The sequence below is a fragment of the Labrys miyagiensis genome (assembly GCF_030160835.1).
Taxonomy (GTDB): Bacteria; Pseudomonadota; Alphaproteobacteria; order Rhizobiales; family Labraceae; genus Labrys; species Labrys miyagiensis.
In genome coordinates, this window is sequence record NZ_BSPC01000025.1 from 1 (window position 1) to 24,005 (window position 24,005).

General features: G+C 59.2%; 21 protein-coding genes and 3 pseudogenes. 12 read left to right on the forward strand and 12 right to left on the reverse strand.

Going from position 1 to position 24,005, the window contains the following annotated elements; translation table 11 throughout:
* A partial coding sequence (locus QQL24_RS14465) for a hypothetical protein (RefSeq protein ID WP_284312908.1) occupies positions 1–265 on the reverse strand: 265 nt, incomplete at its 3' end.
* A gap of 516 nt (positions 266–781) precedes the next feature.
* Between QQL24_RS14465 and QQL24_RS14470 the strand changes: the two genes are divergently transcribed.
* Positions 782–1,495, forward strand: a complete 714-nt coding sequence (locus QQL24_RS14470; protein WP_284312909.1) for a sugar transferase — start codon at positions 782–784, stop codon at positions 1,493–1,495.
* Between the two features lie 1,134 nt (positions 1,496–2,629).
* Entirely contained in the window at positions 2,630–3,382 is a 753-nt protein-coding gene (locus QQL24_RS14475; protein ID WP_284312910.1) for a Crp/Fnr family transcriptional regulator, read from the forward strand.
* Here the strand turns inward: QQL24_RS14475 and QQL24_RS36630 are convergent.
* Together QQL24_RS36630 and QQL24_RS14485 are read right to left on the reverse strand one after the other, a co-directional pair.
* Positions 3,342–3,620: a DUF6894 family protein gene (locus QQL24_RS36630; protein WP_431310688.1), complete on the reverse strand. Its 279-nt coding sequence runs from the start codon at positions 3,618–3,620 to the stop codon at positions 3,342–3,344. The two genes, QQL24_RS14475 and QQL24_RS36630, sit on opposite strands and share 41 nt — an antisense overlap.
* 971 nt (positions 3,621–4,591) lie before the next feature.
* Positions 4,592–5,542, reverse strand: a pseudogene (locus QQL24_RS14485) (IS481 family transposase); the annotation flags it as partial.
* 217 nt (positions 5,543–5,759) lie between these two features.
* Here QQL24_RS14485 and QQL24_RS14490 point away from each other — a divergent pair.
* Positions 5,760–6,236 carry a YybH family protein gene (locus tag QQL24_RS14490; protein ID WP_284312913.1) on the forward strand — a complete coding sequence of 159 codons (477 nt, stop codon included), beginning with the start codon at positions 5,760–5,762 and terminating at the stop codon, positions 6,234–6,236.
* 522 nt (positions 6,237–6,758) lie between these two features.
* Here QQL24_RS14490 and QQL24_RS14495 read toward each other — a convergent pair.
* The 3 genes from QQL24_RS14495 to QQL24_RS14505 form a co-directional block, all read right to left on the reverse strand.
* Entirely contained in the window at positions 6,759–7,139 is a 381-nt protein-coding gene (locus QQL24_RS14495) for a response regulator (RefSeq protein ID WP_284312914.1), read from the reverse strand.
* Positions 7,140–7,303: 164 nt separating this feature from the next.
* Complete coding sequence (locus QQL24_RS14500; RefSeq protein ID WP_284312915.1) at positions 7,304–7,717, reverse strand: hypothetical protein; 414 nt, start codon at positions 7,715–7,717, stop codon at positions 7,304–7,306.
* A gap of 73 nt (positions 7,718–7,790) precedes the next feature.
* Entirely contained in the window at positions 7,791–7,976 is a 186-nt protein-coding gene (locus QQL24_RS14505) for a CsbD family protein (RefSeq protein ID WP_284312916.1), read from the reverse strand.
* A gap of 335 nt (positions 7,977–8,311) precedes the next feature.
* Between QQL24_RS14505 and QQL24_RS14510 the strand changes: the two genes are divergently transcribed.
* Together QQL24_RS14510 and QQL24_RS14515 are read left to right on the forward strand one after the other, a co-directional pair.
* Complete coding sequence (locus tag QQL24_RS14510; protein WP_284312918.1) at positions 8,312–8,551, forward strand: hypothetical protein; 240 nt, start codon at positions 8,312–8,314, stop codon at positions 8,549–8,551.
* A gap of 78 nt (positions 8,552–8,629) precedes the next feature.
* Positions 8,630–9,088, forward strand: a complete 459-nt coding sequence (locus QQL24_RS14515) for a Crp/Fnr family transcriptional regulator (RefSeq protein WP_284312919.1) — start codon at positions 8,630–8,632, stop codon at positions 9,086–9,088.
* Between the two features lie 21 nt (positions 9,089–9,109).
* Here QQL24_RS14515 and QQL24_RS14520 read toward each other — a convergent pair whose 3' ends face one another.
* A complete protein-coding gene (locus tag QQL24_RS14520; protein ID WP_284312921.1) occupies positions 9,110–9,394 on the reverse strand; it encodes a DUF2934 domain-containing protein in 285 nt (94 codons plus the stop codon).
* Between the two features lie 452 nt (positions 9,395–9,846).
* On the opposite strand from QQL24_RS14520, the gene QQL24_RS14525 reads away from it, so the two are divergent.
* Both QQL24_RS14525 and QQL24_RS14530 read left to right on the forward strand, forming a co-directional pair.
* Positions 9,847–10,722, forward strand: coding sequence for a hypothetical protein (locus tag QQL24_RS14525; RefSeq protein WP_284312923.1), 876 nt, complete (start codon positions 9,847–9,849; stop codon positions 10,720–10,722).
* 173 nt (positions 10,723–10,895) lie between these two features.
* Entirely contained in the window at positions 10,896–11,708 is an 813-nt protein-coding gene (locus QQL24_RS14530; protein WP_284312925.1) for a transglutaminase-like domain-containing protein, read from the forward strand.
* A 428-nt stretch (positions 11,709–12,136) separates the two neighbouring features.
* On the opposite strand, the gene QQL24_RS14535 is transcribed toward QQL24_RS14530, so the two are convergent.
* The 4 genes and pseudogenes from QQL24_RS14535 to QQL24_RS14550 all read right to left on the reverse strand — a co-directional run bounded on the left by QQL24_RS14535 (position 12,137) and on the right by QQL24_RS14550 (position 16,147).
* Entirely contained in the window at positions 12,137–12,289 is a 153-nt protein-coding gene (locus QQL24_RS14535; protein ID WP_284312927.1) for a DUF3309 family protein, read from the reverse strand.
* Positions 12,290–12,374: 85 nt separating this feature from the next.
* Positions 12,375–14,648: a xanthine dehydrogenase family protein molybdopterin-binding subunit gene (locus tag QQL24_RS14540; protein WP_284312932.1), complete on the reverse strand. Its 2,274-nt coding sequence runs from the start codon at positions 14,646–14,648 to the stop codon at positions 12,375–12,377.
* A gap of 5 nt (positions 14,649–14,653) precedes the next feature.
* Positions 14,654–15,644, reverse strand: a pseudogene (locus QQL24_RS14545) (FAD binding domain-containing protein).
* On the reverse strand, positions 15,641–16,147 hold the full coding sequence (locus QQL24_RS14550; protein WP_284312933.1) for a 2Fe-2S iron-sulfur cluster-binding protein: 507 nt from the start codon (positions 16,145–16,147) through the stop codon (positions 15,641–15,643). The pseudogene QQL24_RS14545 and the gene QQL24_RS14550 overlap by 4 nt, the downstream one beginning before the upstream one ends.
* A gap of 242 nt (positions 16,148–16,389) precedes the next feature.
* Here QQL24_RS14550 and QQL24_RS14555 point away from each other — a divergent pair, with 242 nt between their 5' ends.
* Positions 16,390–17,613 carry a cation:proton antiporter gene (locus QQL24_RS14555; RefSeq protein ID WP_284312935.1) on the forward strand — a complete coding sequence of 408 codons (1,224 nt, stop codon included), beginning with the start codon at positions 16,390–16,392 and terminating at the stop codon, positions 17,611–17,613.
* 164 nt (positions 17,614–17,777) lie between these two features.
* Positions 17,778–19,871: a catalase gene (locus tag QQL24_RS14560; protein WP_284312928.1), complete on the forward strand. Its 2,094-nt coding sequence runs from the start codon at positions 17,778–17,780 to the stop codon at positions 19,869–19,871.
* A gap of 327 nt (positions 19,872–20,198) precedes the next feature.
* Here the strand turns inward: QQL24_RS14560 and QQL24_RS14565 are convergent.
* Positions 20,199–20,640 (reverse strand): annotated as a pseudogene (locus QQL24_RS14565) (metallophosphoesterase family protein); the annotation flags it as partial.
* A 197-nt stretch (positions 20,641–20,837) separates the two neighbouring features.
* On the opposite strand from QQL24_RS14565, the gene QQL24_RS14570 reads away from it, so the two are divergent.
* The 3 genes from QQL24_RS14570 to QQL24_RS36635 all read left to right on the forward strand — a co-directional run.
* Positions 20,838–21,233, forward strand: coding sequence for a PRC-barrel domain-containing protein (locus QQL24_RS14570; protein ID WP_284312929.1), 396 nt, complete (start codon positions 20,838–20,840; stop codon positions 21,231–21,233).
* Positions 21,234–21,471: 238 nt separating this feature from the next.
* Positions 21,472–22,803 (forward strand): PQQ-dependent sugar dehydrogenase, encoded by a 1,332-nt coding sequence (locus QQL24_RS14575; RefSeq protein WP_284312931.1) that lies wholly within the window; start codon positions 21,472–21,474, stop codon positions 22,801–22,803.
* A gap of 861 nt (positions 22,804–23,664) precedes the next feature.
* On the forward strand, positions 23,665–24,005 hold a 341-nt coding region (locus tag QQL24_RS36635), incomplete at its 3' end, for a transglutaminase N-terminal domain-containing protein (protein WP_431310689.1).

Below are 24,005 nucleotides of genomic sequence, written 5' to 3' on the forward strand. Positions count from 1 at the left end.
CTTCAATCCCGAGCCCTGGGCCGACCGGCGCGGCCGGCTTGTCGGCAATCTGCTGGCGCTGTGGGATCTGGTGAGGGGCAGGCTCGATCCTGGCAAGATCGAGAAGATGTAGGTGCGTGCCTGCGGCGGGAACAGGTTCGCCGCCATTCTGGTACTGGTGGAAGAACGGGCGGATGGCGACATCGCGCTTCAGAGTCTTCAAGACTTCTTCGGCGGCAATAATTTTTACCGCTGATCTTTTGTTGTGGCCGAGTGTTTTGAGCATCGAGCTCGCACGCCTGGATAACCAAGACGGCGCCCCGGTATCGAGGGGTTTTTGTCACATCACGTGCGACACTCCGTCGTTGATCAGGCGTAGCAGGCTGGCGCCGAGGGGTAGGGCGGCTGGATCAGGAAGGCGTAGCTGAGCGCACAAATCATTCCCATCGGTCCCCGAGCGCATGGGCAATCCGTCCAGTTTGTGAGCGCTTGCTGAGGCGACACAATGGAAAGAGTGCGGATTGCAGGATTCCTCATTTGAACCAACATAGGTGAGGGCGTCGGGGGTGGCAAAATGTTAACTGGCAGAATACATCGCCACCCGCTGCGTTGGTCTCCAAATGCATGGGACTGAGGTTAAGTAAGCTTGTGCACGAGCGAAGTTCCATCATAGTACGCACCAGTCTGGTTCCGCGCCATATGACCCGGCGCGTTTAAATCGTCGGTGTCCGTTAGACAAATCCGCTGCGAAGTTCGCCCGAGCCAGGTCGTCGTTGACCCACTTTCTGTAGAGGATAACAATGTGGCAATTGAGCCGGTTGGCGTAAATTCTGACGCCGGTATTGCTGGAGCCCGGGGCGAAAGTCGCGGCAATGGCAATATCAATAGAACCCTGCCACGCAAGGTCGCGCAACTCAGCAAGCGGGGATTCGATGTCGCGGTGTCCTCGGCTGCCCTGATCTTCCTGCTGCCTTTGATCGCCGCCATGGCGGGGGCTCTGCTGATCCTCCAGGGCCGCCCTCTCTTCATCCGCCACAACCGCGTGGGCCTCGGCGGCAAGAGCTTTCCCTGCCTCAAGTTCCGCAGCATGGTCGTCAACGCCGATCTCACCCTGCGCGCTCATCTGCGGGACAATGAAGCCGCCCGGCAGGAGTGGGAGGAGACCCACAAGCTCAAGAACGATCCGCGCATCACGCCGATCGGCAGGTTCCTGCGCAAGTCGAGCGTGGACGAACTGCCCCAGCTCATCAACATCATCCTCGGCGACATGAGCCTGGTCGGCCCGCGGCCGATCGTGCGGGACGAGATCGTGCGCTACGGCCTGCATATCGAGGACTACAAGCGCGTCCGCCCCGGCCTGACGGGCCTGTGGCAGATCAGCGGCCGCAACGACACCTCCTATCACGACCGCGTGGCCCTCGATGTGCGCTATGTCCGGGAGTGGAGCTTCTGGCGCGATCTCTCGATCATCGCCAAGACCGTGCCAGCCGTGCTGAAGTCCTCGGGTTCGTATTGAGGGTGTGACTGCAGGGGGCCGCTGGGAGCCCGTCAACTATCTCATACAGGAATTGGAAGCCCACTCCTAGAATTCATCGTAACATAGGGAGATCGGTACTGTGCGAGCCGACGGAACGTATGCTTACGGCGGCCATGACAACCGGCGAACTTTGCCGCACAAGGCGCTATCGGCGGATTGATCGAGGCATCCCGCCACGCCCAGCTTAGGAGTTTGGCAAGCGCGCAACGAGGTGATGGACTCCCGACGAACCGCCGGTCGGGATATTCCGTACCCCGACCAGCGCTTCGAGCGCGCGGAGCTGACGAGAAGCCGGAAAAAGCGGATATCATCATGGCCAGCGGGTTTCAGCCTTGCAGCGACAGGACGGACATATGACCGCAATCGCTAAACAGACATTCCCGAAGAATACGCTTGCCAAGGGGCCGTCCCCATAGGGTCGGTTGTATGATGGGACGCCTCTAGCGCGCGGCATCTCGGTACCAATATCGTTTGGCCATCGATGTCGAAGTCACCCAAAGAAAGGGCGTCCACATCTCTGTTGCCGCTGTTGGTTTGGATCCCGCAAGACACGACTTTCAATTGCACGCAGTTGAGGATTGCGGAGAGGTCGCCGTTCGCCGATTTCTTTGGCACAAGGTCCTTCTCAATTTCTTCGGTAGTCTTGGCCCGTGTCTCGTCGGGATGGAAGCTGCCTGTCACCTAATTGGTGGGCCCGCGAGATCAGTCGATTTGGCCAGGATGTTCGGATGATCATGCTGTTATCGAGAAGATGGTGCAAGGGATCAGCTGAATTGGAACCTAACGACACGACGCCGCTTCTTGAGGGATGAAGCTATCGTTCCTAATAAACCTCGTGCGACGACCCAGCACCAGCCTATCTCAATGCAATATCTTCATCTACAGTTGAAGGAAAATCAATCTAAGCTATCAAATACATAGGATATACTTAAGTATTTCATCTCTATGTTCGCGTTATATATTGCAAAACATAACGTTTTTTCAAAATCACCTTCAGATTGTTCACTGTTTGGGGAACCAAAAGTCTGCAACCCACGTTGGGCTGTTTCACTGGTCGCCGGGCGCGGGCCGGCGGCAGGACAAATTGCGTGCCTCGATCCTCGGAGACATCTGATGTCCATGCATTTCCATAGTCTCGCGCCCGTCCTGAACAAGCTTCGGACGCGCTCAACGTTATCCAACCAAGATTGCGAAGCGATTCTCGCGCTGCCGTTTCGATACACCAACTTCGAGAAGGGTAATTTCCTTGCCCACGAAGGCGATCGGACGGATATTTGTTGGGCGCTCCTTGAGGGGTTCATCTATCGGCACAAGGCAACATCACTTGGAGAGATGCAGATCCTCTCGCTGCATCTCGCCGGAGACCTCGTCGATCTCCAAAACAGCCTGCTCGGGTTGGCGCACCACAGCGTGCAGGCCCTCACGTCTGTAACGGTGGCATGGATACCGAGCTCCCAACTCATGGCACTTGCCGAGGCTCATCCTCCCGTCGCACGGGCGTTATGGACCGATACCTTCGTTAACGCCTCCATTTCTCACGAGTGGCTTCTCAATCTTGGACGACGCACCGCCCGTCAACGCATCGCGCACCTGTTTTGCGAGCTGGCATTACGCGAGCGGGCGATTGGCGAAACAAGCCACTATCATGTGCCTTTGAACCAGGATCAGATCGCGGCCACCACGGGCATCACAGTTGTGCATGTCAACCGTACATTACAGGGCATGCGGGCGGATGGCCTGATCCGTTTGGTGGTCAACAAATTATCGATCCTCGACTGGGCTGCTCTGAAGCGAGCCGGCGACTTCAATAGCGCTTATCTTCATCTTAAGGACAGCGTCGCTCTTGAGCGTCAGATGGCGGCATGATGGTAATGGCGCACTGCGCACAGAGATCAAGAAGGACTTTGCCGTCCTCGTCTTCGATCTCGATACGGCCTCCGCACTCAAGCTTTCTGTCTTTAACTTGTTCTGTAATCAATTCGCAGAGTGCGGCAAGTCCAAGGCGCTTGGCGGCGGCAAGATCTTGGACTTCTGTGCCCTCCAGGTCTTCGATACGTCGGCCGCTCTCCTGAACATGAAAGAAAAATCGAGCCATCTGCAACATCCAAAATGAGCATAGATTGATCTATATACAATTCGCGACACACGCTTTGCCACGCGATATAGATAACTTCAAGCACTTATTTTTTACCAAGGCCGTAGCATTAGGCCTTAATGCTCACTAGGGCGGTGTTGGTTATTGAGGGTGACGTTGCTCACTGGCGCCAGCGCCTAAACGCCGCGCTAGAGCATCGGATGGGATCTCGGCCAGGCAGCCGCGGTTGGGGACAGACATCCTGGCCGAGACCTGCGGCACCTATTTGATGCCCACTTCTAAAGCCTACACTGTCGATAATTTATGCGATCTAACCTAGGTTACGGCATTTGCTTTTAGGCCTGATAGGTTGCGCGATGCACTTGAGTTGCATCCAAATCGGCCGGAGGAAGAGCCGCGCACAACTGCAGAGGGGGAGCTAAAATTCGAGCCCGCCACAACTAGCGCGCAAAAGTCACTTGCCTTGCCTGCTTACAAGTAGAGCCGAAAGGAAAAGCTTGTTCATGTTGTTATCTCCCTATATGAGCTTGGGCGGTTCTCACCTATTCTTCCGGTTTTGCCTTCGTCGTTCCAAACTTGATCTATGTTAATACGTCGGAATCTTGCTGTGCTAGTGTGCTGAGTATGGGTGATTGTCATGTTGTTTCAGTTTATCGTCTCACGCGGCCAGGCAGCGTTATTCAAGGGTACGTTTGAGGTACCAGATGATGAAAGCGATCTGTTGGCGCGGTTTGCTAGCGTAGCTTATGCCGGATTCAGGCGAGCCTGCCCGGGAGTTTCGCTGGTGGACGCCGACATCCGCGTGGAATGGCTTCAGATCCCAACGTCGTCTTTGCTGACGAATTTGGCGGATCGCTTAGAGCGTCTCGGTCTCCGGCATTCGTCAATCTCGATCTCGACCTTAACCGCGCAGGAAGGGGACGCGGCAGGAAGATTCGCCCCGCAGCGGGCGAGCCCGATCGCTCCTGACCGCGCTTCTTGTGGAGCCTCAAGAGGTTGTCCTCGGACAGGCCGAGTCTGCTGATAGGAGTTTGAGATTTTATGCCGCCGTGTGGGCGATGCCAATTATATCGATGCAGCCAGATTGGAAGCTCTTGGGCGCCGCGTTGTGAGGTTGGATAGGCCTGAGCGTAAGCCCACTCCCTGAGAGCGGTCTGGATGAAGCGCTCGGCTTTGCCGTTGGTTTTGGGGGTGTAGGGCTTGGTGCGAATGTGCTTGATGCCCAGATCCGTGCAGGCGTGGCGGAAGGCAAAGGCCTTATAGCAACTGCCGTTGTCGGTCATGACACGGGTAACGGTGACGCCGAGGCTTTTGTAATAGGCCACGGCGGCTTTGAGGAAAGACACGGCGCTGTCGGCCTTCTGGTCGGGCTTGATCTGGGCGAAGGCGATGCGGGAATAGTCGTCGATGCAGACATGGACGAATTCCCAGCCGACGCCGCGGCTGTTGCTCTGACCGGTGCGATCGCCGGTGATCCGGTGGCCGATCTTCTCGAAACGACCAAGCTTCTTGATATCGATGTGGATCATCTCGCCGGCGCTGGCCCGTTCATAGCGGCGCACGGGTTCGGCGGGCTCCAGATCACGCATCCGGTTCAGTCTCAGCCGCCGCAGGATACGGCTGACGGTGGCGGGGCAAACGCCCACTTGCGCCGCGATGTGCTTGCCGGTGTGGCGCTGACGGCGCAAGGCCTCGACGGCCGCGCAGGTGGCTCGCGTGGTTTGGCTCGGCGATGAAAGGGGTTTCGAGGACCGATCACGCAGGCCCGCCACGCCGTCCCTGCAGAAGTGCTCGACCCATTTGGCAACCGTCTTCGGCGTGGTTTGATACATGCGCGCTACCACCGCCTTGCTCAACCCGCCATCCACCACCGCGCGCACCATAGGCTCTCGACCGCGAGGCGTCAGAAGGGCATTCTTATGGCTGTTCATCCGGTCTCTCCCTGGAAAACTGAAGCTTCAACAACCTCAGCTTCCTCGGTTCAGACCGGATGGACAACCTCCTGAAAGCTCACAACTAGATGGCGAAAACCTTAGCAATCGTCCCGTCGCATGCCGAATGTTTACGCATGCGCTCGGCTGAGTTATGGGAAAGCATCGCGCCGCGTGTTAAGTCGCCATAGTTTCTGCGTGATCGAAGTCGAAAAGAATGAACCAGGTTCTCAAGACGGTCTTCGCTGCAGCGTTCAGCGCACTGATGGCATCTTCAGGAATTGCAGACCCTGCATCTGATAAGGGCACCATCATCCAACGCTTCGAACAGTGGACGATGGCTTTCAACGCGCACGACGCCGTAGGCGCTTGCGACCTCTTTGCGCTGGATTTGCTCTATTCCATTCCAGAGGTGCTGCAGGGCACGCACCAGACCATGTGTGCTAACTTCACCAGGCTTTTCTCCAGCAACAAGCTTCGCCTGCACTACGACCGTCCCGACATTCACGAGATACTTCTTCAAGGAGACATGGCCGTGGTAAGGCTCACCTGGACCTTCAGGGCCGAGGCCAATGGCGCCCGCGATACAACAACCGAAGAAGGCATCGACGTCTTTCGCCGCCAACCTGACGGGAGATGGTCTATTGCCCGCTTCATGGCATTCACGACACGCCCAAATAAGGTTTTACAATAAGGGCCAAGCGCTTGAAATTCGGGGAGGCGAGGTAGTATGGCGGAAGGATGTCCGCAACAAGTATGGAATTAAATCATATCATTCAGTGGTTTATGATAGGCGCTTCCGAATTACCCCAACATTCGTCCCAACCGCGTGCGAACTCCCCCTCTGGCCACCTGGTGTTCCTCTACGCCCTGGCTCTGATTGTCCATTCCGAAAATGAGCCAACGCGACCCGACTTAGACTTGGGTTCGTTCCAATGCGTGAGGCTCATGCGCCAAGTGGTGCCGTTGGCGTTCTCAAGGAAGATGTCGTGGGCCGATGTCCCGCAAATGGTGACGTCTATGTTAGCACCGCTGCTCAACTTGAACGTGATAACGTCCCCAACATCTAGCCTTTTGACTTTGCCGCCAGAGTGAACACGGGACTCAAATAAATAGAATTAGCGGCGTGCCTACGAACAGCCCTCGCGAAGTCGTTTTTGCGGTCCATCTCATAGTTAGCAAACAGTTTGGGCTAAAGGTCGTTCCGCGCTAGTAGTTATTCGTTTTCAAGAATGGCGCGGAGGCGCTCTCCCAGCTTATCCAAGTCGTATGGTTTGGGGATGAACTCGCAGCCCACCGGCATCCTGCTCAGCGCAGGCATCCTTTTTCCCGTAGTCAGGAAGAGATGCAGCTTCGGCCAGCGCTCGGCCGCTTGCAGCGCCAAGTCAGCTCCGTCCAGCAAGCCCGGCATATCGATATCGGTGAACAGGATCCTGATGTCCGGACATCGCTCTAAAGCTGCCACAGCTGAGTCGACGTCATAGGCCTCAATGACGGTTATTTGCAGCTCGGCGAGAAAGTCCCCGACTAACATCCGCAGTATTGGCTCGTCTTCGACGAGCAATACCGCCGGCTGATGTTCTGACGCAACCTTCATGCATCGCAAACACCGCCACAGCCTGCTTGTTCCGCGCACTTCTGAAGTTATGCCATCAGGGAAATCACGGACGACCTGGCAGCCATTGCTGAATGAAGGGGGCCATGATCGAGCTACCCCGCAATACTGCTGTTGATCGCTCCAACTCTCGTCCGATTGATGGCCTAGCTCAGCACGGGCACCGAGTCAACGACCGAGGCCAGCTTCAGGAGGGCAGTGAGGCGAACACGCGGTTCCGTGGCGCTTTGGGCAAACTCTGAAATCGAAGCACTGCGAGCGCTGCGTGCACTGATGATGCATTCATAGTGCCGGTCTGGGGTGGCCACCAGACTCACATTCAAGACGCTCGCCGGAAACAGGGCGACACGTAGCTGGTCGACGGCATCAATGGATGCCGTGAAATTGTCGGCATAGCCGAGTTTTAATCCGTCCTGAGACGCCAATGACCCGTTCGCAAGCGGCACAAGCGGAGAGGGAAAAACTCGCCCCTTGAGATAATTGAAGGCAACACAGACGTTGCGATCAAGAGCAAAGTCCGTACCGACTGCTTCCGATGCCTGCTTGGCATAATCCAGCATTAAAGATCGGTTTATGGAGATCATCTTGGGCCATTGCAAAAAGGGGGCCCGATGAAACTCGAGCCCCGATATCTCAGTCGATCGCTTTCTTCACAGCGTCTTTGGCTTTACCGACGCCCTCCTGGATCTTCCCTTTTGCCTTCTGTGCGGCGCCCTTAACCTCCATCTCCTTGTTGCCGACGGCTTTGCCCGCGCCTTCGCGAACGGTACCGGCAGCCTGATTGGCGGCGCCCTTGATCTTGTCAGTCGTGCTGCTCATTGCTTTCTCCATTTCATCGTTAGAAGGGAGAGCAACCTTCAAGCTAGCGTCCAGTTCCCTCGATTAAGAAATAGCGTCCTTGATAATAGCGACTCGCGCGATCCAGACGCCTCCATGGAAGCTGCCGTTCGATTCCTTCGATTAAGAAATTACATCGTTGCTAACGGAGACCCGTGGCATCGAGGTGCTTCGGCGGAACCTGCGTTGCCGACGTCGCGTTGAGTTAAGCAGTCATGGGACGCGGGAGAGCGCAGATGGATCTTCGAAGAGAACTATATCGTAGTCCGACCGGCGACCTTTGGTCCCTTGCGAGGGACCCGGCTGATGGATCTCCCATGATTGTTCACCAGGCCAACGGTCCTTCTGGTGCGGCACTTTCTTTCTTAACCCTTCGTGATTTTCTGGCCTCCGGAGGGAATGGTCCTGAACATCAGGCGCTTCTTCGGCTTGTTGCCACACTCGTCGATCAAACTGCGGAGCAGAAATCGAGAGACGAGATTTTGGAGGGAAAATCGTTCCAGATAAACGCCAATACGGTGGAAGAAGGTGAGAGGATCGACGGTCAGAAATCATAGCAGGCGAAATCGGAAGTCATCCCGTGAGTGATCCGCCATTAAGCAAACTGACCCGGCTCCTGCCGGCTTTTTGTTCATGTGCCAGCCTATGCCACGGCTCTTGTTCGCGCGCCCGGCAAGTTCCTTCTCATCAAGACCAGCGCGCTGGAACAGGCCAAGGTTGACTCGATCGCCCTCCGGCACTGGTTCTCGCGCTATTCCGACTGCCTGCTGGCCCAGATATTCCAGACCGCTGCGTGCAATGCGACGCATACGATTTCGCAGCGCACCGCCAAATGGTTGCTTGCTGCCGTGGCCCGCACGAAAGGCAATGAGATCGAGATGACGCAGGAACAGCTTGCGCACTTGCTCGGTGTGGGACGAACCTTTGTCACGCGGGTCGTGCAAAATCTCAGAAAAGAAGGACTGGTCTCGACGCGCCGCGGCGTCTTCATCGTCGAGCACGAGGGTGCTCTACGCCTGCGATCATGCCCCTGCACTGCCCAGATCGAGGACCATTTCGATACGGTGCTGCATGGGATTTACCCGGTCGACTAGGCTTGGGAAGGTTCCGGCCTTCTAGCCGGCCGGCGTCGGGGACTGAGAATTCTCCTGATGGATGAGCACAGTCGCTCGCTCCCAATGCTCGCGATCATGGCCTTCGGGCTGTCCTTCCAGGTTCCATATCTCATAGGCCTTCTCGCGAATGCGCTGCTCGATCTCCTGGTTGTCCTGGATCCGGGCAGGCGGCGCCCCCTCTCCCTGGTTCTGCGCCTGCTCGTTCTGAGGCTCCAGGCCCTCGCTCGCCGCGAGTTCCTTCGCGCTCAGGAAGGACGGAATAGTGGGGTTTGAATCCTGTCTCATCGGAGACGCTCCTTTTTTCCTCGGAAGTCAGCCGGTTCAACCGGCGCAGGAGGGAAAGGTTTCGTACCGGCGAGGGGCGCCGAGGCAATGGGCTCATGGCCGCCGGCCAGCGGACTCATTTGCCAACTCAATAATCTGAAAAGTAGCCAGCGTCCCGGAACTACCGAGCACCGATCAAGTTTAAGCCGCAGAGGGAGGCGAGTTCTGCTGTCGCGCCCTGTGAACCTGAAATCTTCAACAGTTCCATCGTGAAGGAGAGAGCTATGGGGCGAGGAATATTGTTATGGCTGCTCGGCGTGCCCATCCCAATCATCATCCTTATTGCGCTGCTTTATCACTAGAGCAAAGCGCGTTTAAACATAAACGCTGCTTTGGTCTAAATCTTTGTTTCGACCCGTCTTTGCGATTCTTGCCGATTCCGTCAAATCGTAAAACGCTTTAGGAGGTCAGCGATGACAAACACCGATCTAGCTCTCTCAGGACAAGTCGAGTCGTCGAACTCGGCGGTTTCCTGGGGGGCGATCATCGCCGGTGCTGCTGCCGCGACGGTTATTTTCCTGCTTCTCGTCATTGTGGGAACCGGCATCGGCCTAGTCTCCATTTCGCCCTGGTCCAATTCCGGGGCCAGCACCACTACCGTAGGAATTCTCGCTATCCTTTGGTCGCTCGCCATCCCGCTCTTCGCCTATGCGGTCGGCGGCTACCTGGCTGGCCGTTTGCGCACACAATGGGTGGGCGTCCACACCGACGAAGTGTTTTTCCGGGATACCGCGCATGGCATGCTGGTCTGGGCGGTGGGAACCATCGTCTCGGCCTGTCTGGTGGGTAGCATTCTGTCGACAGCCGTAAGCGGCATTGCTCAGACGGGCGCGGCCTTGACCAGTGCGGCCGCCAATGCCGCCGGTTCAGCGACCGGCAACGGCGGCCTCAATGCCTATTTCAACGATATGCTATTCCGCGCCCAGCAGGCCCCGGCGGAGACCCGCAACGATGATGCATCGAAGGCTGAAGTCGGCCGCATCGTCACGCAATCACTCGCCAGTGGCCAGCTCAGCGACGATGACAGGACCTATATTTCGCAAGTCATTGCGCGTCAGACCGGGCTCAGCCAGGCCGATGCCGGCAAACGCCTTGACGATGTGATGGCCAAGGCAAAGGCGGCGGCCCAGCAGGCGGCCGACAAGGCAAAGGCCGTTGCCGATGCCGCCAGAAAGGCCGCTATATACGCTGCGCTCTGGGCTTTCGTCGGATTGCTGATCGGCGGCTTCTCCGCCTCTTACATGGCGACCGTCGGCGGCCGGATCAGAGACGACCTGCCGGCGACCTGAGACCTCCCTGGCTCGCGTCGACGCGAGGCCGGCGCCCGCAGTTGACCTCGGATGCTGGCGCAGGAAGGGCCACTTTGGGCCCTTCTTCCGTAAGGGACCTGCCGCCCTTCCGAGAGGAACCCGGTTGCGGCGAGCTCGTTGAATGATGCGCTTGCCGCGCCCAAGGAGGTTTCATGCGGTTGGAAATCGAGGCAAGTCTTGTCTACGAATTTGCGAGCAGCACCCAGGTTCTCATCTCCATCCAGGCCTCGCAGAGCCGGGACCAGGACATTGTCTCCGAGAGTTTGGTATTTGACCCGGATGCGGCGCTGACGCTCGACAAGAATCTGGAGGGAGACCGGCGACTGCGATGCGTGCTTTCGGGCCCTGCGCGGATCACCTATCGCGCGACGATCGAGAACCGGATGCGCCCCCTGTTACCGGCGCAAGGGCGACAACATTCCTGGGAAGAACTCCCGCACTTCGCCTTCCCTTTTCTCCTGCCCAGCCGGTTCTGTCCCTCCGATCGATTCATGAGGTTCGCGCAGCGCGAATTCCCTCAGCAGGGCGACGGCGTCGCGAGAGTCCTCGCAGTCCTCGATTGGATCCATCGTCACATCGACTACCTGCATGGCGTCAGCGATGCGGAAACCACGGCTTTGGAAACCTTCGTCGATCGCGCCGGCGTTTGCCGGGACTTTACCCATCTCGCGATCACCTTCTGCCGCGCCATCGGCGTTCCGGCACGGGCCGTCAGCGCCTACGCCCTCGACTTGCAGCCGCCTGATTTCCACGCCGTCCTCGAGGTCTATCTGGAGAATGCCTGGTGGCTCGTCGACCCTACGCGCCTTGCTCCCGTGGGCGGCCTGGTGCGTATCGGCAGCGGGCGCGACGCCTCCGACATCGCCTTCATGACCACCGACAAGCCTTGTCGCATGATCGAGCAGAATATCGTCGTCCGGGCGGTGGATCAGGCGGCCGACGGCCCCCAGAGTGCGCAGAATTAACTTCTGGGCATAGTCCTAAATCGCTCTGAGCATTCACGTGCCAGGTTGATTACGGCAGGCCAGATTTGAGGACCCGGGAATAAATTCTGGCATATTGCCTGGCGCTCCTTGCCTGGCGCTCCTTTTCCAGGAAAGATCTGCCTTAATCGCCTGAGATTGAAGCTTGCGCCAGAAGTCAGGGCGCTCCCAAGAGCGCAAGGCGCGGTTGACGGCGTGATAGTGGTCTTCCGCCGATCCCGGATTGAACTGAAACCGCTTGGCAACCTCGGCGCCTCACGCCTGACAATGTCAGCGTGATGCGGACATTTCGCATTACTGGAGACGGCCGAGATCTACACCGAACGCCGGATCGCAATCCGAGGAGGACATCAGCACAATCGACCTCCTCAGGCGTCAGGTTGCGCTGCTCCCGATGCCGAATTGATTTTCTATATGACCCCAAGAACGATCAAGATCAGCACGATGACGAGAACAGTACCAAGGCCCCCTGAGGGATAATAACCCCAACCTGCGCTATAGGGCCAAGTAGGCAGAGCAGCGAGCAGAAGAATGATGACGATGATTAGAAGAATGAAGCGCATCTTTGTCTCCCCGGCCCGTGAACAGTCACGCTTATAGCAGAACTGCGCTGACAACATTCCACTTCGAAAATCGTTCCATTCTCCGTTAGAGAAGTTTGTCGAGCGTAATAGGCAGATCCCGAATTCTCTTGCCGGTGGCATTGTAAACGGCATTTGCCACCGCAGCGCCTACGCCGGTGATACCGATCTCCCCGATACCATGGACGCCCATGGGGCTGTGCGGGTCCGGAACGTCTGTCCAGAGCACATCGATCTCGGGAACATCGAGATGAACAGGCACGTGGTAGTCAGCCAGGGAGCGGGACATTATCCGGCCTGTCCGCTCGTCGAACAGGGTTTCCTCCATGAGCGCAAGGCCGAGACCCATGATGATGCCACCGCGAAATTGGCTCGCCGCGGTCCTCGGATTGATGATACGGCCGGTATCAAAGGAGCCGAGCCAGCGTTTCACCCGCACTTCCCCAGTCTGCTTGCTGACCCAGGCTTCGCAAAACTGGGCGCCATAGGAGTGCATAGAATATTTCTGCGCCTTGAGGGGCATGGGCGCTGCCGCCTCGACACTGCCATCCTCGCGCTGGGCTCGCCGGAGTATCGACCCGTGGCTTTCGAAATTCTCAGGCTTGTCGCGCTGGCGGATGCCCTGGTTCCAGCCTTCGACCTCCGCGGGCTTGAGTCCCGCCAGGGGAGAGTCGTTTCCGGCGAGCTTCAGCAATTCGCCTGTCAGCATCTCCGCCGCCGCGGTGACCGCGGCAATGATCGAGACGGTCTGCGAGGAACCGCCGGCGAGCGTTCCCGAGGGAAAGTCGCTGTCGCCATATTCGAACGTCACGGCCTCCACCGGCAGCCCCAGCCTTTCCGCCGCATGCTGGGACTGGACCGTCGCGGTGCCCATTCCCATCTCGTGGCTTGCCATGCGAACGATGGCCCGGCCGTCCTGGGTCAGGCGAATGGACGCGGCCCCGCCGGGCACTCGATAGTAGGGATAGGTCGCCGTCGCCACGCCATAACCAACCAGCCATTCGCCCTGGTGCTGGGAGCGCGGCACGGGGTTGCGGCGCCCCCAGCCAAAGCGCTCGGCGCCACGCCGATAGGCCTCCACCAGATTACGGGAGGAGAAGGCCCGGCCGGAGGTTGGATCCTTTCGAGGTTCGAACCTGCGGCGCAGCTCGACGGGATCGAGGTTCATCGCCACGGCAAGCTCGTCCACCGCGGATTCGAGCGCAAAGGTGCCGACCGACTCGCCGGGTGCCCTCATGAAGGTGTTGGCCACCATGTCGAGATCGACCACCTCCTGGGCTAGCAGGAGGTTTTTTGCGGCATAGAGATGCCGCGCCGGAAACGTGAACTGCTCGGGGCAGTTGTTGTGCGTGGTCATGCCCGCAATGCCGGTATGGATGAGACCCTCCAGCGTTCCATCTTCCGTCGCACCCAGCGCCACTCTCTGTTCGGTGAGCGTCCGCCCGCCCGTGATGCGGAAGACGCCCTCCCGCGACAGGACAATCCTGACCGGCCGGCCCAGCATGCGCGACGCGGCGGCGGCCAGGATCTGATGGCTCCACAGTCCCTTGTTGCCGAACCCTCCTCCCACGAAGGGCGAGAGCACATGCACCTTGGCTTCGGGTATCCTGAACACGGCGGCCAAGCTCGAGCGCGTCAGATTGACCATCTGCGTCGCGTCATGCACGGTCAGGGTGTCGTCCTGCCAGGAGACCGTCGCGGCGTGGAGCTCGATGGCGGCGTGATTGTGTCGGGGCGTCCGATAGGTCTCGTCGACGGCATGCACCGCCCGGGCAAGCGCTCGCTCCGCCCGGCCGATCTCGATGCGCGGCGACTCGCCCAGAATGGTCTTGGGCGGATGCGCCTTTTGCCGCTGCAGATCCAGGGACGTTGCCGCTGGTTCCTGGAGGTAGGTGACATGCACCAGCCCCGCAGCGGCGTCGGCCTCCTCCTGGGTCTGGGCAACCACAACCGCCACCGGCTCGCCATTCCAGCGGATCGTCGCATCCTGCATGACGGGCAGTTTGCTCGCCGACGCCCCCTTGGCATCCTCCATCATCATGGGTGGCGCCGGCATGCGCGGTGCATTCTTGTAGGTCATCACCAGCAGCACGCCCGGCGCCGCTTCGGCCTGCGCCGTATCAATCGTGTCGATGCGCCCGCGGGCGATCGTGCCGTGAACGAAGGCGGCGTAGCTCAGATCGTGTAGCGGCACTTCGGCGGCGAAGCGGGCCCGCCCCCGCACCTTGAGCACACTATCGACGCGCGCGATCGGCCGGCCGATCTCCCGGTCCGAGCGAAGAAGCGGGTCCGTCGCCCTGTCAGGCAGGAAACGGATAGCCGTGACAATGGCTTTCTGCAGGATGCTTACGCGACGTTCTCCCCGCTCAGTTCCATCTTCGTGGAGACCAGAAGGCTCCTGGCGAGGTCGATCTTGAACGCGTTGTGGGCCAGGCCGGAAGCCTTTGCGAGCTCGGCCTCCGCCGCCTCGCAAAAGTTCGCCTCGATGGCGGGTTTTCCGGCCAGGGCCTGCTCGAAGGCATAGGCGCGCCACGGTTTGGCTGCCACGCCGCCCAGCGCCACGCGAATGGCGTCGACGGTGCCGTCTTCGCGCACGGACAGCGCGGCAGCGATCGACACCAGCGCAAAGGCATAACTCGAGCGATCCCGGACCTTTCGGTAGGTCGATCGTCTGGCAAAAGGCAGAAGCGCCAGTTCGACGGCCGTGATGAGTTCGCCACTGCGAAGCTCGGTCTCCAGGTCGGGCCGGCCGCCCGGAAGCCGATGCAGATCGACCAGCTTCACCCTGCGCGCACCGGCGGGCCCGAGCAGATGCACATCCGCATCGAGCGCCGCCAGGGCCACGCACATGTCCGACGGATGGGTTGCCACGCAGGACGACGACGCGCCCAGGATGGCGTGGTAGCGGTTGAAGCCTTCGAGAGCGTCGCATCCGGCGCCGGGAATGCCGTTTGTTGCAGCGGCTGGCGCTGTCATAGAAATAGGCGCACCGGGTCCTTTGCAGGATGTTGCCGCCAACGGTCGCCATGTTGCGGATCTGGGGCGAAGCGCCTGCCAGCACCGCGCGCGCCAGGACGGGGTACTGTTCCCGGATCGCGGAATGGGCGGCAAGGTCGGTGTTCTTGACGCCGGCGCCAATGACGAGCCTGTCGCCGAAGAGCTCGATCTTCTCAGAGAGTGCGGATATGTCGATCAACAGGTCCGGCTGCTCAATACCTTCACGCATCAGGTCGACCAGGTTGGTGCCACCCGCGAGATATTTGGCGCCCGGATGCAAGCCGAGCATTTTGACCGCATCTGCGCCCGTGCGCGCATGTTCGAAACCGAAGACATTCATGCCGCGCCCTCCGACAGAGCGCTCTGCACGGCTTCGACAATGCCGTTATACGCACCGCAGCGGCAGATATTCCCGCTCATGCGTTCCTGAATTTCGTCCCGACTGATAGCAAGTTCCGGCATCTTCAGATCGGCCGTCAGCACGCTCGGAATCCCGCGCCTCACTTCGTCGAGAAGACCGATGGCGGAGCAGATCTGTCCCGGCGTGCAATAGCCACACTGGAAGCCGTCATGGTCGATGAAGGCCTGCTGCATCGGGTGCAGGGCCGCTTCAGTGCCGAGCCCCTCGATCGTGACGATCTGCCGGTTCTGGTATTGTACCGCCAAGGCGAGGCAGGAATTGATGCGCTGGCCATCGACCAGGACGGTGCAGGCCCCGCAGGCGCCCTGATTGCAGCCTTTCTTCGTGCCGGGAAGAGCAATGTGGTCGCGAAGAAGATCGAGCAGCGACGTGCGAATATCGAGATCTACGACGTAGGGACGCCCATTGATGGTGAATTCCATCGCGTTCAGGCTCCTGTTGGTGAGAAATGCGCCAAGGCCGATTCTGTCCGCCGAAGCATCAACCCCTGATGGGCAGAGGGGTTCCGACGCTCTGCCTGCAGCTGTCCCCAGGTCGACGCGCAAATGCTGGTTCGGCGCGGCAAGTGGTCGCCGCAGGAACCAATCGGCTTCGCACACGTCCTCTCCCTATGTGACAATCTTTCGATGTGGCAGCAGCGCTCGCGCTCGGCTTTGGGGTTGTGGTGCTTTTGACGGCATGGCTGCCGCTTGTGCTCCGCCGCCTTCCCCTGTCGCTACCGATCATCGCTCTCATGATAGGCTATTTCGCCTATCCGAAATCCTGGCTCGTCCCGCCGGCGGACGTCATCTTCAATCGTCGCAGCTTCGAGCATCTTACCGAATTCGTCATCCTGATCGCCTTGATGGGCAGTGGCCTGCGGATCGAGCGCAGCTTTGACTGGCGGCGGTGGCAGGCGACAGGGCGGCTCTTGCTGATCGCTATGCCGTTGACCATTCTTGCGATCATGCTGTTGTGCCGGTCGTTGGGTGGCTTTTCCTGGTCCGCGGCCCTGCTCGCAGCCGCGGCGCTTGCGCCAACCGATCCCGTGCTTGCCGCGGAAATGCAGGTTGGTCCGCCCGGCGAGGAGGAGGGCGGAGAAGCTCGCTTCGCCCTGACCACCGAGGCCGGACTCAATGATGGCCTTGCCTTCCCCTTCGTCGTCCTGGCCGTTTCCCTTTCCACAGCCCCCTCCTCGGTGGGATGGGGACATTGGCTGACCTACGAAGTCATCTGGAAGCTGTGCTGCGGACTGGTCTTGGGGATGATTGCGGGGCGCGTCTTCGCCTGGCTCAGTTTCCGTCTCCCCAGAATCGAGGTGGCGAAGACGGAGGACGGGCTGATGGCTGTCGGCATGACCTTTTCGACATATGGCGTTACGGAGCTCATCCACGGGAATGGCTTCATAGCGGTCTTCGCTGCGGCCGTCATCCTGCGCGCCAGCGACCGGCAGCATGGCTTTCACTCCCACCTCGAAGGCTTTTCCGAGCAAATCGAACGCATGCTGATGGTGATCGTGATGATCATCTTCGGGGGCACCATCGCAGCAGGCGGGCTCGCCGCCCTTTCGTGGACGGATGTGGCGATTGCTGTTGTAATCCTGCTGATGGTTCGCCCGCTAACGGCATGGGTTAGCCTCGTGGGGCTCAAGATCCCCTGGCAGGCGCGCGGTCTCATCGCCTTCTTTGGGATCAGGGGGCTCGGGACATTCTATTACATGGCCTATGCCGGAGGCCGCGGCGACTTCACCGAGTTTGACCGGCTCCTGGCCCTGACATCCTTCGTCGTCCTGGGTTCGATGGTCATACACGGAACCTCATCGGGCCCTGTCATGCTTTGGATCGACAAGCAACGACGCGCCAGAATGGCCGCGAAGAAAGCCATTTTTGCCGCGCGTGCGGATGTTTGATCGTTGAGGATATATCCGAGGCCGCCCGCGCCAGATGAAATACTGCCCCCCCCGTGGCGCCTCCATTCAGCCAGTCCGGAGCTGGACGGCACATGCGCCGGAACTTTCACGAGACAGGCTCGGTTTCCTGAGATCTTCGAAGATTTCAAAATTGGGGAATGGGCATGGCACAGGCTGGAAAATTTGACACCCGTCGAGGTCAGGGCGGAGAAACCCATCAGCACGTGCCGGAGAAAGGCAGCCATGGGGCCGAGGGACATCTCACCACTGATCAGGGTATCCGGATCTCCGACAATCAGAACAGCCTTAAGTCGGAGCCGCGCGGGCCAGCCCTGCTGGAAGATTTCGTGCTTCGCGAGAAGATCTTTCATTTCGATCACGAACGCATACCCGAGCGCATCGTCCATGCCAGGGGATCGGGTGCCCATGGCTATTTCGAACTCACGGACGATCTCACGGATCTGACCAAAGCCGATCTGTTCCGCGGCAAGGGCAAGAAGACCCCGGTATTCGTGCGTTTCTCGACCGTCGCCGGCGGCGCCGGATCCGTCGACACGCCCCGGGACGTGCGGGGCTTTGCCGTAAAATTCTACACGCAGGAAGGCAATTGGGACCTCGTCGGCAACAACATCCCGGTCTTCTTCATCCAGGATGCTATCAAGTTCCCGGATCTCATTCACTCGGTGAAGATGGAAGCGGATCGCGCCTACCCACAGGCGGGAAGTGCACACGACACCTTCTGGGATTTCGCGTCGCTCATGCCGGAGAGCACCCATATGCTGATGTGGGCCATGTCCGATCGAGCCTTGCCCCGATCTTTTCGCATGATGGAAGGTTTCGGCATCCACACCTTCAAGCTGGTCAACGAAGAGGGCAAGGCCACTTTCGTCAAGTTCCACTGGCGCCCCCGGCTCGGTATACAATCCACGCTATGGGACGAGGCGCTAAAGCTCCAGGCCGCCGACAATGATTATCATCGGCGGGATCTGTTCGAGGCCATCGAGAGCCGTAATTTCCCCGAATGGGACCTCGGCCTGCAACTGTTCGACGAAGAACTCGCCAGGAGCCTGCCCTATGACGTTCTCGATGCCACCAAGCTGATACCTGAAGAGGTCGTGCCGCTCCGGACCGTGGGGGGCCTCGTGCTTGACCGCAACCCCGACAATTTCTTTGCAGAGACCGAGCAGGTGGCTTTCTGCCCGGCTAATATCGTTCCGGGCGTTGACTTTACAGCCGACCCGCTGCTGCAGGGGCGTCTTTTCAGCTATCTGGACACCCAGAAATCGCGCCTTGGCACCGCCAACTTCTACCAGCTTCCAATCAATGCGCCGAAATGCCCGATGATGAACTTTCAGCGGGACGGCATGATGCAAATGCAGGTGCCCAAGGGCCGTGCCAATTACGAACCCAACAGTCTCGACGATCACGGCGAAGCCGGTGGGCCGCGCGAGTGCCCGGTGACCGGCTTCAAATCCACTGCGGCCCTGGAGGATCGCGCGGGAAACGGCAAGCTCAGGGCTCGGGCCGAGCTGTTCGCTGACCATTACAGCCAGGCACGTCTCTTCTGGCTCTCGCAGACGGTCAGCGAGCAGGCTCACATTGCCTCGTCCTTCGTGTTTGAGTTGTCGAAGGTGGAGCTGGAGAAGATCCCGCCGCGCATGGTGGCCAATCTGCGCAATGTCGATGAGAGCCTAGCCAAGCGCGTCGCGGATGGGCTCGGCATTCCGCTGCCGGCGAAGAGCGAGGCAGGAGCAAAGCTGGTCGAGTTGAAGCCAAGCGCTGCCCTGTCGATTCACAAGAACATGAAGGACACGCTTAAGGGGCGAAAGATCGGAATTCTCGTGAACGACGGCAGCGACGCGGCTGCGCTCGCCCGCATCCTGGCCGATATCGGGAAGGCCGGCGCCCAGGCATTTCTTGTCGCGCCGAAAAAGGGAGGGGCAAGGCTGTCCGATGGGAAGACAGCGCCCATTCACGGGCAGTTGCTCGGCTCTCCCTCGCAGCTCTTCGACGCAATCGTTCTGCTTCTTTCCACCGAGGGTGCAGGGACCCTCGGCAAAGATGGCGCCGCAATACAATGGGTGATTGATGCTTTCGGCCACCTGAAAGCGATCGGCTACGATGCCGGCGCGGCCGCGCTGCTCGATAAGGCCAATATCGCGCGAGATGAGGGCGTGATGGTGATCGGCCCGACGTTCGTGGCGGCCGCGGCAAAACGCTATTGGGATCGAGAACCGCATATCCGGATGCTTGCTTGAGCCGTCCCCATCTTCAAGGGTGCGGAGAAGCATCCGAGAAGAATGTCTGGCCGCAGGTTTCCCCCGGAACACGCAGGCTGTTTGAGCGTGAGGCCCGATCTATGTTGATCATCGTGCGGTTCGGAGCAGGTCCCGCTTTGGAAAACAGCTTCCCATCAATCTCGGCCGTCCAGTTTGTATATAGCGTCTTTGCCAAATAAGAGTTTTCCCCTGTTGCAATAATATGCAGGTAAATCTGTTACTCGCCATAGTGTGCTAGGCCGGCCTCCGCTTTGGGTTCTCAGGGCCTCTTAGCCGGCACCGAGCGCGGTGCCGTGAAAACCGGCTTTAGATTTCAAGGAGGGCATAGGGTCGTCCCGTCGGTTTCTCGACATGAGCAGCCACATTGTAGACGGGCGCTCCACCGGGCGTCTTGCCTTCATAGGCGCCGCGATGGGCGTGGCCGTGTACCACCGCGCTGACGGTGAAGCGGTCGATGGTTTCGGCGAGGCGCGAGGAGCCCAGGAAAGGATAGATCTCCGCAGGCTCGCCGACCGGCGTCGCTAGGATGGGTGCATAATGCAGAATTACCAACGCCCTCTCCGAACGAACCTGTCGCATGGCGTTTTCGAGCAGCATCGCTTGATGAACCGCTTCTGCCACCATGACCTTGATCGCCGGCTCCCCGAAAGAGCTCCGCATAAAGGCCGAAGCCACCGGCAGAACCCTTCACGCCCGCGAAGCCAACGCCGCGGATCTCCACATGCTGACCGTCGAGCAGATGATGACCTCGGATTCGCTGTCATGCAGCAGGGGTTCGGCCTTGGCTATCATCAGAGCCAGTTCCTGTCGGCGTCTGCCTTCGCCCTAAGTTTTGCCCCAACATACGTGCCTGTGTGAGGATCCCAGAAATCTATCACCTCCCCCAACCGTTGGAACCGCTTTAATGCAAGCGGCGTTTACCGGGTTTCAACGGGAGGCGTGCACATGGCAGTTGAAGAGCACGAAGTCGGCAACCTGATCGGTAGCGACAAGGTGGAGGGCACCGCGGTTTATGGCGCGGACGGCGAGCGCATCGGCTCCATCGAGCGAGTGATGATCGACAAGTTGAGCGGCAAGGCATCATATGCGGTCCTCGGATTTGGTGGTTTCCTCGGGATAGGAAACGATCACTATCCACTGTCCTGGAATTCGCTGACCTACAAAACCGATCTCGGCGGTTATCAGGTCGGCGTTACCGAAGAGCAACTTCGCGGATCTCCGAAATACACTGCCGACCATGATTGGGACTGGCATAACCCAGATCGGCCTCGTGCCGTCGATACCTACTATGGGGCGTTCGGAGTGAACCCCCTCGATCCACGAATGGATCAGCGCCCATGACGGTGTGATGGCGAGCGAACAAATCCTGGTCGAGCGCCGGCGGCCAATCACTAAGCCGTGGGCCCGCCGACCTGGGTTAGCTTGACTCGGGCCTTCTAAACTGTTCGGTTGCATGCCCGTGACTCATACATCCATCGATGACGACGTTGCGGCCCCATGCGCTCCAATGCACGGATTGGTTAAAGGAATGCGGGGCAAGGGTTGGCGAATGACTTGCCAAACGCTGCGATCACCGGCTATGGCGAGACATAGGCATATCGGTACTGGAAGAACGTCCGCCGGATTTTCGGTAGCTGACCTCATCATCGCCGCGCTTTCGCTGACGTCGTGCGCAGACCACGCGACCTTATCGGTTGCAGCCGGGACAGGCCCATTCCCGCAATTGCCGGCGCAGAAAATCACGCCGCTGCCGACATTGAAGATCGCGCCCGCCCGTGGCTGGCCGTCTGGCGGGGCGCCAATCGCCGGCAAGGGGCAGAGTGTGACCGCAATAGCGGAGGGGCTGGAGCATCCGCGCTGGCTCTACGTGCTCCCCAACGACGATATCCTGGTTGCCGAGACCAATGCGCCCCCGAAGCCTGACGATTCCAAGGGAATTAAGGGATGGATTACAAAACTCGTGATGAAGCGAGCCGGGGCGGTCACGCCCAGCGCCAACCGCATTTCACTGCTGCGGTCGCATGCCGGTCGGGAGACCTATGATCGTTATATCCTGGTGGAAGGCCTCAATTCGCCGTTCGGCATGGTGCTTGTCGGCGATCAGCTCTACGTCGCAGATAGCGACGCACTGGTTCGGTTTCCATTTCATATCGGAGAGACTCGTATCGACGGGCCAGGCCTGAAGGTTGCAGATTTACCGGCGGGGCCCATCAATCATCACTGGACAAAAAATGTGATCGTAAGTCCGGATGGCAAAACGCTTTACGTCTCCGTCGGCTCCAATAGCAATGCTGGCGAAAACGGCATCGCTGCCGAAGTCGGTCGCGCCGCGATCTGGGCTGTTAACCCTAAGACCGGGAACCATAGGATTTTCGCTTCCGGGCTGCGCAACCCGGTGGGAATGGGCATCCAACCCTGGACAGGGGCGTTGTGGGTCGCCGTCAACGAGCGAGATGAACTCGGCAGCGATCTAGTCCCCGATTATATGACAGGGGTGCGCGAGGGAGCGTTCTATGGCTGGCCCTATTCCTATTATGGGCAAAACGTCGATCCCAGGCCGCAACCACCGCGGCCAGACTTGGTGGCAAAAGCCATTGCACCCGATTATGCTTTGGGCCCCCACACAGCCTCGCTCGGATTGGCCTTCGGTGCGCATGGCGTCTTCATTGGCCAGCATGGTTCCTGGAACCGCAATCCGCCCAGCGGGTACAAGGTCATCTTCGTGCCATTCGGAAGGGGGCATCCGACGGGCCGCCCGAAAGATGTGCTTACGGGCTTTCTGGACGAATACGGCAACGCCCAAGGGCGACCTGTGGGTGTTGCGCTCGACCGAAGGGGCGCCCTGCTCGTGGCAGATGACGTTGGAAACAAAGTCTGGCGTGTTTCGCCCGCGTTGCCGGCTGGAAAATAATCGATCTGGCGGTTACGCTGATCAAGCCAGCCAGCTAATCCCGGCGCGGTTTCTTCGGGGGAGTCGCATCACTTCTCGCCTGTTTCTCGCTGCGATGCTGCTATGGTCGTATATTTCAACCACGGCTACATTGAAAGAGCGTGCCGTTTGTTCACGAGTCTGGCCTCCACCTCCGCCGCACGACTTTCGGACTTTTTACTTCGGTCATTTTCCTTTTGAGAGCGCTGCCTGGCACCTCTTTTGATTTCATCCGGGAAAGGCTGCGGTGCGTCAGGCTTCTTTGAATCAACCATCTTCAGAGTTCCTGCGGATGTTCCCATTTGTCGAGGCGGACAGATGCCCTACAACGGGCGGGCATCCACAAACGAACCAGTTTTTGCACTGCTGCTTGGCGCGCCCTCCGTCGACCCAATGAAGAGGGCCCTCTGGGCGAGCGCCGTCGCGACGAGAGGGCAGCGGGCCAAGATGGACGACCACTTGCGCTGTTGGCAAAGCGAAAGGAAATCCGTGAAGGGCCCATCGCAAATGGCCGTCTTCCAAGCCACCCGCCTATAAGAGACGTTATGTGCAGCCTGCCGCTAGACATTAGGATCGAGAGCTCCTCGTCAGCTCTCATCCAGGTAGCCAAAATGATGTGAACGCCTTGGGAGACGTCGGCAGCTTTCGGCCAAGCTGGCCAATCGAGCCTTGATAACAAGCCTGGAATCCGGAGTGCAGGGTGCATTCTCGAACGCGGTGGCGCAGGGGTCGAGGGTGGAATGCAAAGGACTGCAACTAGGTCCGGCTCACCCTCCCCCCGACCTTGACCAGGTGCCGAACGGATTGCGAAGCTAGTCCCGCTCTTGAACGATCGCGAGACCGATGAGCTTATATCGAATTGTCCATACGACGACGTACCGCTACAGGCGTCCGGTTACTTTTGCCGCACATCGCTTGATGTTCAGACCGCGTGACAGCTTCGATCAGAAGCTGATTTCCTCCTCCTTTCGGGTCTGGCCGACCCAAAGCGCGATTCGATGGTCCCACGACGTCTTTGGGAACTGCGTGGCTGAGGTGTCCTTTTCCGGCGCCGCTCAGGAATTGCGGTTCGAGACAAATCTTCTTGTCGACCATAGCCCCGACGCGGCGCCTGATTTCACTATTGGTCAAGAAGCCCTTAGCTATCCCGTTCACTACTCGCCAGAAGAAGCGCCCGATTTAGC